The organism is Geothrix rubra, from assembly GCF_030268065.1.
Lineage (GTDB): Bacteria > Acidobacteriota > Holophagae > Holophagales > Holophagaceae > Geothrix > Geothrix rubra.
In genome coordinates this window covers 599867-612346 of sequence record NZ_BSDD01000002.1, presented here as the reverse complement: position 1 = coordinate 612346, position 12480 = coordinate 599867, and the positions used below count along the sequence as shown (strand labels likewise).

The 12480-nt window shown below is 70.3% G+C and carries 10 protein-coding genes; 6 read left to right on the top strand and 4 right to left on the bottom strand.

Features of this window, described 5'->3' with window-relative positions:
* Positions 1-78: 78 nt before the first annotated feature.
* The 3 genes from meaB to QSJ33_RS07535 all read left to right on the top strand — a co-directional run bounded on the left by meaB (position 79) and on the right by QSJ33_RS07535 (position 4873).
* Complete coding sequence (gene meaB / locus QSJ33_RS07545; protein ID WP_285724167.1) at positions 79-1017, top strand: methylmalonyl Co-A mutase-associated GTPase MeaB; 939 nt, start codon at positions 79-81, stop codon at positions 1015-1017.
* A gap of 113 nt (positions 1018-1130) precedes the next feature.
* Positions 1131-3413, top strand: a complete 2283-nt coding sequence (locus QSJ33_RS07540) for a glycosyltransferase family 4 protein (protein ID WP_285724165.1) — start codon at positions 1131-1133, stop codon at positions 3411-3413.
* Entirely contained in the window at positions 3410-4873 is a 1464-nt protein-coding gene (locus tag QSJ33_RS07535) for a glycoside hydrolase family 130 protein (protein ID WP_285724163.1), read from the top strand. Before QSJ33_RS07540 ends, QSJ33_RS07535 begins: the two co-directional genes overlap by 4 nt.
* Here the strand turns inward: QSJ33_RS07535 and QSJ33_RS07530 are convergent.
* Genes QSJ33_RS07530 through QSJ33_RS07515 form a run of 4 tightly spaced genes read right to left on the bottom strand, consistent with a single transcriptional unit; the run spans position 4864 to position 7985 of the window.
* Positions 4864-6018 carry a glycoside hydrolase 100 family protein gene (locus QSJ33_RS07530; RefSeq protein ID WP_285724161.1) on the bottom strand — a complete coding sequence of 385 codons (1155 nt, stop codon included), beginning with the start codon at positions 6016-6018 and terminating at the stop codon, positions 4864-4866. The genes QSJ33_RS07535 and QSJ33_RS07530 overlap by 10 nt on opposite strands.
* A gap of 34 nt (positions 6019-6052) precedes the next feature.
* A complete protein-coding gene (locus QSJ33_RS07525) occupies positions 6053-7177 on the bottom strand; it encodes a glycosyltransferase family 4 protein (protein ID WP_285724159.1) in 1125 nt (374 codons plus the stop codon).
* Positions 7174-7845 carry a PIG-L deacetylase family protein gene (locus tag QSJ33_RS07520; protein WP_285724157.1) on the bottom strand — a complete coding sequence of 224 codons (672 nt, stop codon included), beginning with the start codon at positions 7843-7845 and terminating at the stop codon, positions 7174-7176. The genes QSJ33_RS07525 and QSJ33_RS07520 overlap by 4 nt, the downstream gene beginning before the upstream one ends.
* Entirely contained in the window at positions 7842-7985 is a 144-nt protein-coding gene (locus QSJ33_RS07515) for a hypothetical protein (protein WP_285724155.1), read from the bottom strand. Before QSJ33_RS07515 ends, QSJ33_RS07520 begins: the two co-directional genes overlap by 4 nt.
* A gap of 107 nt (positions 7986-8092) precedes the next feature.
* On the opposite strand from QSJ33_RS07515, the gene QSJ33_RS07510 reads away from it, so the two are divergent.
* From QSJ33_RS07510 to QSJ33_RS07500, 3 genes are all read left to right on the top strand, one after another.
* Positions 8093-9262, top strand: a complete 1170-nt coding sequence (locus QSJ33_RS07510) for a hypothetical protein (protein ID WP_285724153.1) — start codon at positions 8093-8095, stop codon at positions 9260-9262.
* 110 nt (positions 9263-9372) lie between these two features.
* The gene (locus tag QSJ33_RS07505; RefSeq protein ID WP_285724151.1) at positions 9373-10506 is read left to right on the top strand and encodes a methyl-accepting chemotaxis protein; all 1134 of its coding nucleotides are present in this window, start codon (positions 9373-9375) and stop codon (positions 10504-10506) included.
* A gap of 55 nt (positions 10507-10561) precedes the next feature.
* Positions 10562-12478 carry a CocE/NonD family hydrolase gene (locus QSJ33_RS07500; RefSeq protein ID WP_285724149.1) on the top strand — a complete coding sequence of 639 codons (1917 nt, stop codon included), beginning with the start codon at positions 10562-10564 and terminating at the stop codon, positions 12476-12478.
* The last annotated feature ends 2 nt before the right edge of the window (positions 12479-12480 follow it).

Below are 12480 nucleotides of genomic sequence, written 5' to 3'. Positions count from 1 at the left end.
CGTCACAGGTGAACCCGCGCTTCTGTCACAGGGATGCCACCGCTCCCGCTCGGGGGAGGGCCCTGCCATGCTGGGGGCATGGACACCGCCGACCAGCTGCTGGAGCCCCTGCGCCGCGGCCACCCGCGGGCCCTGGCGCGGGCCATCACCTGGATGGAGAACGGTCACCCGGAGGCCCGGGCCCTCATGGCCTCCCTCTGGCCCCACCTGGGCCGCGCCATGGTGATCGGGCTGACGGGTTCCCCCGGTGCCGGGAAGAGCACCCTCACGGACCAGCTGGCCCGGACCCTCCGGGCCGAAGGCCAAAGGGTGGGGATCCTCGCCGTGGACCCCACCTCGCCCTTCAGCGGCGGCGCCATCCTGGGCGACCGCATCCGCATGCAGCGGATCGCCGCGGATCCGGGCATCTTCATCCGCAGCATGGCCACACGGGGGGCCCTGGGCGGCCTGGCCCGGGCCACCCAGGACGCCATCGACCTGCTGGACGCCGCGAACTTCGACACGGTGATCGTGGAGACCGTGGGCGTGGGGCAGGACGAGGTAGACGTGGTGAGCTGCGTGCATTCCTGCTGCGTGGTGCTGGTGCCCGGCATGGGCGACGAGATCCAGGCCATCAAGGCCGGCATCATGGAGGTGGCCGACCTCTTCGTGATCAACAAGGCCGACCGGGACGGCGCCGACCAGGTGGAACGGGAGATCGAGGCCATGAAGTCCCTCTCGCCCACCCGGGACTGGGATCCGCCCGTGCTCCGCACCGTGGCCGCCCAGGGCGAGGGCGTGGCCGACCTCCTCGCGGCGGTCCGGGCGCACGGCGCCTGGCTCCGGACCCACGGGGGCCTGGCCCGCAAGGCCCGGGAACGCGCACGGCTGCGCTTCGAGTCGCTGCTGGCCGAGGCCGCCGTGCGGCGGGCCAAGGCCCAGGCGGGTCCGGCCCGCATCGAGGCCGCCGTCCGGGCCATCGCCGAGGGCCAGGCCGATCCCTATGCCGCCGTGGCGGGGATTCTCGGAGAGGGATGACCCTGGCGGGGGATCCTGGCGCATCCGCACCTTCCGACATTCCCGGCAGTGGTAATCTGTTTCTGACAACTGGGCGCGTTGAACGTGGCACAGGGATCGAGGGGAACCTCCCGATGGAATCCACGCTGCCGGATCGCATTGCCTTCCTGGGCGGATACCTGCCGAGGCTCTGTGGCATCGCCACCTTCACCCACGATCTCTGCGAGGCCGTGGCCGAGGCTGCCCCGGCCTCGCACTGCTACGCCTGTGCCGTGAACGACCGCCTCGAGGACTACGACTACCCCCCTCGCGTCCGCTTCGAACTGGCGGAAAAGGATCTCGACTCCTACCGGCGTGCGGCGGACTTCCTGAACTTCGAGAATGCGGACGTGCTGTGCGTCCAGCACGAATTCGGCATCTACGGAGGGCCGGCCGGGGGCCACCTGCTGGCCCTGCTCAAGGAAGTCCGCATGCCGGTCGTGACCACGCTGCACACCGTGCTGCGCCAGCCGAACCTCGACCAGCGGAAGGTGATGGAGGAGCTGATCCGCCGGAGCGCCCGGTTGGTGGTCATGGCCCGCAAGGGGGCGGAGATCCTGCAGGCGGTCTACGGGGTCCCGGACAGCAAGGTGGACATCATCCCCCATGGCATCCCGGACATGCCCTTCATCGATTCGAGCTTCTACAAGGCGCAGTTCGGGGTGGAAGGCCGGCAGGTCCTGCTCACCTTCGGGCTCCTCGGGCCGGGCAAAGGCATCGAGCATGCCATCGAGGCGCTGCCCGAGATCGTGAAACGGCATCCGAACGTCGTCTACCTCGTGCTGGGGGCCACCCATCCCCATCTCGTGGCCCGCGAGGGCGAGAGCTACCGCCTCGGCCTGGAGCGCCTGGCCGAGGAACGCGGGGTGAAGGATCACGTCATCTTCTACAACCACTTCGTCTCCCTCGACGACCTGAAGGAGTTCATCGGCGCCACCGACATCTACCTCACGCCCTACCTCAACGAGGCCCAGATCACCTCGGGCACGCTGGCCTATGTCTTCGGCGCGGGCAAGGCCGTGGTCTCCACGCCCTACTGGCATGCCCAGGAGCTGCTCGCCGACGGACGCGGCATCCTCGTGCCCTTCCGCGATCCGCACGCCATCGCCGAGGGCGTGTGCGCCTATCTCGATTCCCCGGATCGCCTGCAGGAGACGCGCGAGACGGCCTACCGGCTCGGGCGCGGGATGATCTGGCCAGCCGTGGGCCTACGTTTCCTGGAATCCTTCCGGCAGGCCCGCACCGAGCGGAGGGCAGCGCCCCGGGCGGCCTTCGCGGGATGGACGCTGGCCAGCCGGCCCTACGACCTGCCCCCGCTGCGCCTCGACCATGTCCTCCGCATGAGCGACGGCACCGGCATCCTCCAGCACGCCACGTTCACCGTGCCCAATTTCCACGAGGGGTACTGCACCGACGACAATGCCCGGGCCTTCATCCTCTGCAACCTGCTGGACGAACTCGGCGGACGTTCCCCCACGGAAGGGCTGGACCGGCTGGCCACGAGCTGCCTGGCCTTCCTCGCCGCCGCCCTGAATCCGGTGACCGGCCGCTTCCGCAACTTCATGAGCCACGGCCGGCATTGGCTGGAGGAATCGGGCAGCGAGGACAGCCATGCCCGGGCCCTGTGGGCGGCGGGAACCGGTGCGGGCCGCTCCCGCAACGAGGGCCACCGGAAGCTGTCGGCGCTCCTCTTCGAACGGGGACTCCCCGTGACCGGGTCCTTCTCCTCGCCGAGGGCCTGGGCCTTCACCCTGCTGGGCATCCACGAATACCTGCGCCGCTTCCCGGGCCATGTCCAGGCCGAGGCCGCGCGGGAGCGGCTGACCGCCCGACTCGTCCGCCTGTGGGAGGACTGCGCCACCGAGAACTGGCCGTGGTTCGAGCCCACCGCCACCTACGACAACGCCCGCCTCAGCCAGGCCCTCCTCCTGAGCGGCCAGCACATGCCCCACCCCCGGGCCCTCGAGATCGGCCTCAAGTCCCTGGGCTGGCTCGCCTCCGTGCAGAAGACCCAGGCCGGCCATTTCCGGCCCATCGGCAGCGACGGCTTCTACGAGCGGGATGGGGGCCACGCCTACTTCGACCAGCAACCCGTCGAGGCGCAGGCCATGGTCTCCGCCTGCCTGGAGGCCTTCCGCGCCACCCAGGACGCCGGCTGGTCCCGCGAGGCCAAGCGCGCCTTCGAGTGGTTCCTGGGCCGCAACGACCTCGGCCTGCCGCTCTACGACTCCAGCACCGGAGGCTGCGGCGACGGCCTTCACCGCGATCGGGTCAACGAGAACCAGGGCGCCGAGTCGACCCTGGCCTTCCACCTCTCGCTGGCCGAGATGAATTTCGCCGACAACGCCCTCGCCTCTTCGACCGACAGGACCCCATGACTCCCATCACCATCCGCCGCCAGGACATCACCCTCGTCCCCGAGAGTGCCCGCGTCCTCATCCGGCCCTTCATTCCGGCCCACGCGCAGCGCATCACGACGATCATCGGCCGGGCCCTCGCCCTGAGCGAGGAGGACACCACCCTCGGCCTGGAGGCCATGTTCAAGGAATTCGACGCCAGGCACCTCGACATCGAATCCTCCCTGCTCGCGAATTTCGAGCGGGTGGCCCCTCATGTCTTCACCCATCGCCCCCTCTCCCGCTCCCGCCAGCTCCTCATCGGGGCCCTCTTCTCGGGCGAGTACGCGCTGGAATCCGCCGCCCTCTTCAATCCGTCCATGGTCCCCCATCCGAACCAGGACGGCGTCCCCGAGGGCGCCCTGCGGTTCATCCTGAGCCTTCGTGCCACCGGGGAAGGGCACATCTCCTCCATCGAGTTCCGCACCGGCCTCATCGCCCCCGACGGCGGCATCCAGCTGGATCCTGTCTCCCGCTACGTCACCGTGCCCGAGATCGACCCGAACCCCACCTACAAGAAGGTGCCGTTCATCGTCAAGCTCCACGAGATGGGCTTCGACAACGGCTACACGACCTCCGTGATGGAACCGCTCGGGGACACGTTCTCCCGCAGCGACCTGAACCAGAGCATGCATCGCATCCGGCGCGAGGCGCCTCCCGTGACCCAGGAGCTCAAGAACACCCTCCACGGCATCAAGTGGCTCGCCGACTCCAACTACGAGATGACCTTCTCGCCGAGCCTCGCCATGAGCGAGCGCGCCATCTTCCCGGTCTCGGCGAACGAGAGCAACGGCATCGAGGACGCCCGCTTCGTGCGTTTCACGGAAGACGATGGAACGACGATGTACTACGCCACCTACACCGCCTACGACGGCCACGTCATCCTGCCCCAGCTCATCGAGACGCAGGACTTCCTCCACTTCCGCGTGCTCACCCTCAACGGCTCGGCGGTCCAGAACAAGGGCATGGCCCTCTTCCCGCGGCGCATCGACGGGTGCTACGCGATGCTCTCGAGGCAGGACGACGAGAACCTCTTCATCATGTTCTCGGACAACCCCCACTACTGGGGCGACCTGAAGGTGCTCCTGCGCCCCGCGGAGATGTGGGAATCCGTGAAGATCGGGAACTGCGGCTCCCCCATCGAGACGGAAGCGGGCTGGCTGGTGATCACCCACGGCGTCGGTCCCATGCGCAAGTACTGCATCGGGGCGGCGCTGCTGGACCTGCAGGATCCGACGAAGGTCATCGGCCGCCTGCGCGAACCCCTGCTGGTCCCGGAGGGCACGGGACGCGAGGGCTACGTGCCCAACGTCGTCTACAGCTGCGGATCCCTCGTGCACCGCGGGGAGCTCATCCTTCCCTACGCCATGAGCGACCGCGCCTCCGCCATCGCCTGTGTTCCCCTGGAGGAACTGTTCGCCGCCATGCGCGATCAGGCCTGAGTCCCCGCAGAGGCTGGCCTCCCGAAGTACAGCGCTTCTCCCGCCTCCACACAGGCGGCCGCGTAGAGGTACATGGATGCGGACCACGTCTGCCAGTCCTCGCCGGCGGGAAGGCCATCCTGGGCCCGGAACCACTCGTTGAAGCCGAAGGCCCCGTGCGGAGCCGGGAGCGAGGTGCGCGCGGGCCGCACGAGCGCCGTGAGCGCGCGCAGCTTCGCCTCCGCCAGGGGGAGCTCGCCCGCCGCGACGAGGGCCGCGACGTAGAAGCCGCAGACGAAGGGCCACACCCCGCCGTTGTGGTAGTGTCCCGGGCGGTTGTAGCGCTCGTAGCGGGGCTGCCAGTCGCGATCCGTGGGCTGCACGAAGGGGAACAGGCAGGGCGGAAGGTCCAGGGCGAGCTCCCCCCGGGCGCGCAGCTCCGCGCAGCCGGCCTCGATCCAGGCCACCATGTCGCGGGCGCGCCGCGGATCGGCCAGGCCCGTCAGGATGGCGAGGCTGTTCCCGAGCACATCGCATCGGGTGTCCCGCAGCACCTTGTAGAACCACAGGGCGAAGACGGGCCGTCCCTCGCTGACGAACCCGCGGCCGTCCGCCCGGTTCGCGGCCATCCGCAGGGCCTCCGCCCGGTCCTGCAGGCCCAGCGCCTTCAGGTAGCCGTGCACGAGGGCGTTGACGTAGAGCCCGTGGCCCAGGACCCACTGCTCGTCCCGCCAATCGCTGGTGGGCTGCTGGCCGACCAGTTCCCGGTCGTCGATGGTCTGGAAGTCCATCCACTGGAGCGCCCTGGCTCCGGCCTCCTCCAGGAAGGCCGCCTCGCCTGTGAAGCGCCGGAACAGGCCCAGGACCAGCAGGAACAGCGGCGTCGTATCGCTGGCCCCCCGATCCTCCCGGTCGTGCACCAGGGACGCGATCTGGCCGTGGGGGCTCTGGTTCAGGGCCAGGGTCTCCAGCACCCGTCGCAGCGAGCGGAGGAGGGAGTCGTGGCCGGAGGCGAAGATGCCCAGGGACGAGATGAGGAGATCCCGGGTGTAGGGTTCCGGGTACCCCCACCCCGCCGTGCGCGGGAGGCCCGCGAAGGGACCGGCGGCATTGTGCAGGAGCACGGCCAGGGCGGCGCATTTGGCATCCTGACGTGAAGCGTCCATGTCCCCACCGCCTCTCCGTGTGGCCGTCCTGTCCCTACCCGAGGATCTCCACCAGGCGCCGCGCAACGAGCCGGTAGTCGAAGTGTTCCACCGCCCTGCGCCTCCCCGCCTCGCCCATCCGCCTCCGGAGGTCCGCGTCGTTGAGCAGGCGCTTCAGGTGGACGGCGATGTCCTGCGGACTGGCGCGGTAGTCCGAGATGCGAGGCGGGTCGAAGACCAGGTGATGGCCGGGCTCGAACCCCGATTCCGGTCCCAGGACCGCCCCGGAGATGCGGATCTCCTGGCCGACCTCAGCGAGCAGCGCCGTTTCGCCGTGGACCAGCGTATCCAGCATGGCCATGGCCCGGATCCCGATGACCGGCTTGCCGCAGGCGCCCGCCTCCACCTGCGGCATCCCGAATCCCTCCAGCCTGGAAGGGCCCGCATAGACATCGCAGGCCGCGAGGAGGAAGGGCATGAGGTCCCGGGAGACGAAGTGGGTCTGGAAGGTCACCCGGTCCTGGATCCCGAGGGAGCGGGCCAGGTCGGCGTCCAGGCTGTTCTGGATGTTCGTCCGCTCCTGGGGCCACACCTTGCAGACGTATCGCCACGGCGGCACCTCCTCCCCCAGGGTGGCCAGGGCTTCCATCACCTCGCGCCCCCCCTTGGAGGCCGCATCGCCGCCCACCGTGAGGATCAGGAGCTCCCCCGGCAGGACGCCCAGGCTGTCGCGCGCCGCGCGCACCCGTGGATCCTCCGGGGCCCGCGGGATGAAATGCTCCGTATCGCAGCCCACGGGCAGGGTCACCGTGTGGTCCCCCCGGATGCCATCGCGCACGAGGGTTTCGCGGACCCAGTTCGAGGTCACCAGCATGAGGGGCAGGCCATCCAGGATGTCCCGGTAGTTCGCGACGTACCCGTCCGCCAGCAGCCACGGCACGGCCCGCATCCCGAAGCGCTGGGGGTGGAGGACGATATCGGGCACGTCGCCCCAGAAGCCCACCCCCACCACGACGTCCGGCTTGAACCAGCGGTAGTACCACTCCTTCTCGAGATCCGACCGGAGGTGGGTCGCGTGGGCGTCCACACCGATCTCGAGGAGCCCCTTGTAGAGGAGGTCCCCCTGGGTCGAAAGCCCACCGGGCGCTGGTGGGTAGTTGTAAAGAACTAGGATCTTCATGGGCTCAGTATCCGCCCTTTCTCCTCCGTGCCAGGGAATGATTCCGGCCCCCTGAAACAGCTGAAGGCCTCCTGGCGCGTCACCGCCCGGGCTTCCCAGGTGGCCTCCCCGAATCCATAGACCTCGGTGATGAGGCTGTACTTCTGCGCCCACAGGGCGTCCGGCAAGGGCAGCTGGAGGTCGGCGTCCGTCCTGGGCCGGGGGGGATAGGCGTGGCCGCCATCCTCATAGGCGAACAGCCAGAGGTTCCGGGCGCGGATGGCGCCCCTCCGCCAGAGGGCCCGGACCGCCCGGGAGACCTCCTCGTGCCGCCGGTGCCGGGTGTATTCGCCCTTCGGGGCGTGGGTCAGCAGGAGGTCGTACGGCCGCTGCGGAAGCAGGGCCAGGATGGCCTCCTGAACCTTCCTGGCGGCGAGGGGCTGCTGGTCGGGACCATCGTCCAGGCCGCCCATGGCGCCCTCGGCCTTGAGTCGGGCGAGGGCCATGCGGAACCTGGCGGACCGGTCCGGGTCCCCCCCGCGGCAGAGCGTCACGATGAAGGGCGACCACTCGGGATGGCTGAGGAGCAGCCCTCCGGCCCACAGGGTTTCATCGTCGGGGTGAGCCACCACCACGGCCACGTGCCGGATGCCGTCCAGGCCCGGTCGCGATTCCCGGTGCGGATTCACCCCGTCTCCCGGGGCCCCGGGAGCCCGGCCCGGGTGGTGCGGGCCCGGTCACCCGGGTCCAGGTCCACCGGCGGCAGGACCTGGCCCACGCGCCCGGGGGTTGGAGCCTCCGGGTCGGCCAGCCGCGCGTTCACGCCCAAGGCGCCCTCCTTCCCGGGATGTCCGCCTGAATGTACGTCCCGCCCGGAGCCGGGCCACGGAACCCGCCAAGGCTTGAGCCCCGCGCCCGCGTTCCGATAACGCGGACATGAGCTCCCCCGGCCTGAACAAGGAAGACCCCGAGGCCATCCGGCTGGTCTTCCAGCGGCTCTGCCAGACCGGAGGCTCCGTGCGGCTGGCCTATGGCGCGTTCCACGGCGAGTTCCGCCTCCTGGCCGAGGCGCCGGACCGGGTCGTCGTGGGCCTGGGCGATGTGGAGCGCGGCCAGTGGCAGCTCAAGCCCGGGACCCGGCTCACCCTGGGCCTCTCGGACCGGGGCCTGCCCTTCGAGGCCGTGGTGGAGTTCCAGGGCCATGGTCGCTTCCAGGGCCAGGAGGCCAGCCACTTCGCCCCGCCGCGCCTGCTGCGCGCCACGGAGGCGCACCGCCTGGCCGACTACGTGCCCGACCGGCCCGTGGCCTGCTCCTTCGCGGACCAGCAGAGCAACGTGAAGGATGGCGCCGTCCAGGCCTTCGGAGTGGATGGCCTGGAGTTGTCCCCCCCCGAGAACGTGGCGAGCCTGCCCCAGGTCCTCCGCCTGAACGCGACCTCCACCGTGGAGTTCCGCCTCGCGGGGAACGCGAGCCTGGTGATGCCCGTCCGCGTGGCCTACTTCGGGGACCGCTTCTGGGGGATGCGCTTCGCCGACACCGTGGACCCCCAGCTCCTGGGCCGCTACCGGCAGTGGCTGCAGGAGGCCCGCCGCGCCCAGGCCCAGCAGGATCTCAAGGGCTTCGAGCCCGGGGGCGCCGAGGCCCGTCCCCAGACCCGGGAGCTCTCCCCCGCCGGGCCCCGGGTCCGCCTCCTCTCCGACCGGGATCCCCTGATCCTCGTGCTGGCGGAGGGCGAGGCCTTCCCCGCCCGGTTCACGGAGGCCGTGGGGCGCAAGTTCGGCGTGGCCGCCCTGGACCTGGTCCGGGGGGCCGTGCGGCCCCACCTGGCCGACCTGGGTGGCGGGCCCGAATCCGGCTGGGGGCGCGTCCGCCTGATCCTCGTCCACCACCGCGTCCGGTCCGGGTCCCCCCTGGAGGCCTGCCGCCGGCTGGTCCAGGAGGAGCAGTGCCCCCTGCCGGTGCTGGTGGCCGGCACGGAGGAGGAAGCCGACCTCAAGCGGAACCGGGCCATCGCGGCGGGCGCCGTCGACCACCTGGTGGTGGAGCCCTTCAGGGTCCTGGCCGTGATCCGCGCCTTGGATGACACGCTGAAGCTGTTCAATTGAAACTCAGATCACAGCCCCCGGGGCCGATAGGGGACCTCAAGGGCACCCCGCCCGCCCCGAAGGAACCGGCCATGTCGTCCCTGCTCGATCGCCTCACCATTCGAGGCAAATTGATCGCTCTGCTCCTCCTGCCCTTCCTCGGGTTCTCGTTCTTCAACCTCCGCTTCACCTGGTCCGACTACCTCCGGATCCAGACCCTTGATCCCCTGCAGCAGCCCGCGGCCTGGCGGATCTTTACCCTCGAGTTCGCCGCCTCCTTCCTGGTGTGGATGATCACCTTCTACGCGGTGTACCGGATCGGGAGGAGCATCACCCGGCCCTTGCAGGACCTGGCCCAGGGCCTGGCCGAGGGTGACCTCACCCTCAGGCTCTCCGCGACAAGCCAGGACGAGATCGGTGCGGCCGCCGCGGCCTTCAACGCCTACAACGGTCGGCTCCGCCAGGTCTTCCACGGACTGGCCGGCACCTCCACCCAGGTGGCCAGCGGCTCCACCCAGCTCTCCGCCTCGGCGGAGCAGATCTCGGCCACCAGCACCATCATCGCCGACAACTCCGAGGTGCAGCGGGCCGCCTTCGAGCGCATCGCCGCGGCCGTGACCCAGCTGTCGGCCTCCATCGAGCAGGTCTCCGGCAGCATCTCGCGGTCCGAGCAGGAGTCCCGGGCCGCCGTCGAGGCCGTCCAGCAGGGGGCGGCCGCCGGGGGGAAGAGCGCCGAGGCCATGGAGGACATCCGCGCCGCCGCCAGCCGGATGGTCACCGCCGTGCGCCTCATCCAGGACATCGCCCGGCAGACCAACCTGCTGTCCCTCAACGCCGCCATCGAGGCCGCCAAGGCCGGGACCATGGGGAAGGGCTTCGCCGTGGTGGCCGAGGAGGTGCGGAAGCTGGCGGAGCGCAGCGGGGCCGCCGCCCGTGAGATCGGCGAGCTCATCGAGCAGAGCAACGCCTCCGTGGACGAGGGGGCCCGCACGGTGGCCGCCACCGTGGATGCCCTCGCCGCCATCGACACGAACATCCAGGGCCTGGCGGCCATGCTCCTCCAGGTGGGCGCCGCCGCGGGCGAACAGGCCCACACGAGCACCGAGGTGGCCCAGCAGGTGGACGACACCATGGGCCGGGTGGTCCACAACGCCACCGCCACGGGCGAGCTGGCCCGCGCCGTGGCCGAGATCGCGCGCACGGCCGCGGATCTGGCCCGCGCCGCCGAGGAGCAGCACCACGCCGTGGGGCAGTTCAAGCTGTAGGGCTGACAGCAGCGTCGATGCCACGTATCGTGAGGGTTCACCCTCCGGAGGTCCCATGAGGCCGGTTCGCGCCCTGCGCTTCCTGCTGCTGCCCGTCCTGCTGCTGGGCGCGGGCCTCCGGGTCGCGGCGACGCCCCCGCCCCACCCGCCCGAGGCGGCCGCCGCCCAGGCGGCCTACACCAAGCGCGAGGTGCTCATCCCCATGCGGGACGGGGTGCGGCTCTTCACGGCCATCTACACACCGAAGGACACCTCGCGGACCTACCCCATCCTCCTCCAGCGCACGCCCTACAGCGTGGCGCCCTACGGTCCCGACGCCTACAAGCCCCACCTGGGGCCCTCCGACCGCTTCATGGAGGAGGGCTTCATCTTCGTCTACCAGGATGTGCGGGGCCGGATGATGTCCGAAGGCACCTTCGTGAACATGCGGCCGGCCCTGGACGCCCATCCCAGGGCCACCGACATCGACGAGGGCACGGACACCTACGACACCCTCGACTGGCTGCTGAAGCACGTGGCCGGGAACAACGGCAAGGCGGGTCAGTGGGGCATCAGCTATCCCGGCTTCTACACCGCCGCGGGCATGCTCTGCGGGCACCCGGCCCTGGTGGCGTCCTCCCCCGAGGCGCCCATCGTGGACTGGTTCACGGGTGACGACTTCCACCGCAACGGCGCCCTGTGGCTGCCCCACGCCTTCAACTTCCTCGTGAACTTCGGCCGGCCCCGGCCCAAGCCCACCACCGACTGGGGCGAGCCCTTCCACCACGGCACCTCGGACGGCTACGAATGGTTCCTGCGCCTGGGTTCCACGGCCGGCACGCGGGCCTACACGAAGGAGGTGGCCTTCTGGAACGAGATGCTGGACCACCCCACCTACGACGCCTTCTGGCAGGCCCGCAACCTGCGGCCCCACCTCAAGGACGTGAAGCCCGCCGTGCTCACCGTGGGGGGCTGGTTCGACGCCGAGAACCTCTACGGCGCCCTGCAGGTCTTCCGCACCGTGGACCGCCAGAGCCCCGCCACGGAGAACCGCCTGGTCATGGGCCCCTGGTCCCACGGGGCCTGGGAGCGCACCAAGGGCGACCACCTGGGCGCCGTCACCTTCGGCGCGCCCACCTCGGAGTTCTTCCAGGACGAGGTGCTCTTCCCCTTCTTCATGCACTACCTCAAGGGCGCCCCGGAACCGAAGCCGGCGAAGGCCACGGTCTTCGAGACGGGCGCCAACCGCTGGCACCGCTTCGACGCCTGGCCCCCGAAGGACACGAAGCCCGCGACGCTCTACCTCGAACCCGGCGGACGGCTGGACTTCACGCCGCCCCCGACGGACGGCGGCTCGGACGCCTTCCTGTCGGACCCCGCCAAGCCCGTGCCCTTCATCGAGCAGATCGCCATCGGCATGCCCCGCGAATACATGTGCGCCGACCAGCGCTTCGCGGGGCGGCGGCCGGACGTGCTCGTCTACCAGACGGAACCCCTGGCGGAGGATCTCACCTTCGCCGGGCCCCTGCGCCCCGAGCTCTTCGTGGCCACCACGGGCACGGACGCGGACTGGGTGGTGAAGCTCATCGACGTCTATCCCGACGACTTCAGGGATCCGAGCTACCAGCCGGGCCCGGACCCCTGGACCCCCGCCCCCAACGTGCTGGGCGGCTACCAGCAGCTGGTGCGCGGCGAGGTCATGCGCGGCAAGTTCCGGAACAGCTTCAACCAGCCCGAGCCCTTCGTGCCCGGCCAGCCCACCCGCGTGGCCTGGACCCAGAACGATGTCTTCCACACCTTCCGCAAGGGCCACCGCGTGATGATCCAGATCCAGAGCAGCTGGTTCCCCCTCATGGACCGCAATCCCCAGCAGTTCATGGACATCAACACCGCGACGCCCGCCGACTACCGCAAGGCCACCCACACCGTCCTCCACGACGCCGCCCATCCCAGCGGCCTGGGCGTGGGGGTGTGGAGGGACGAGGCGCGGTAGCC

What these genes read in the sequence shown, in the direction of transcription:
- meaB (WP_285724167.1), top strand. Translation starts at nt 79, where the DNA reads ATGGACACCGCCGACCAGCTGCTGGAGCCCCTGCGCCGCGGCCACCCG.
- QSJ33_RS07540 (WP_285724165.1), top strand. Translation starts at nt 1,131, where the DNA reads ATGGAATCCACGCTGCCGGATCGCATTGCCTTCCTGGGCGGATACCTG.
- QSJ33_RS07535 (WP_285724163.1), top strand. Translation starts at nt 3,410, where the DNA reads ATGACTCCCATCACCATCCGCCGCCAGGACATCACCCTCGTCCCCGAG.
- QSJ33_RS07530 (WP_285724161.1), bottom strand. Translation starts at nt 6,018, where the DNA reads ATGGACGCTTCACGTCAGGATGCCAAATGCGCCGCCCTGGCCGTGCTC.
- QSJ33_RS07525 (WP_285724159.1), bottom strand. Translation starts at nt 7,177, where the DNA reads ATGAAGATCCTAGTTCTTTACAACTACCCACCAGCGCCCGGTGGGCTT.
- QSJ33_RS07510 (WP_285724153.1), top strand. Translation starts at nt 8,093, where the DNA reads ATGAGCTCCCCCGGCCTGAACAAGGAAGACCCCGAGGCCATCCGGCTG.
- QSJ33_RS07500 (WP_285724149.1), top strand. Translation starts at nt 10,562, where the DNA reads ATGAGGCCGGTTCGCGCCCTGCGCTTCCTGCTGCTGCCCGTCCTGCTG.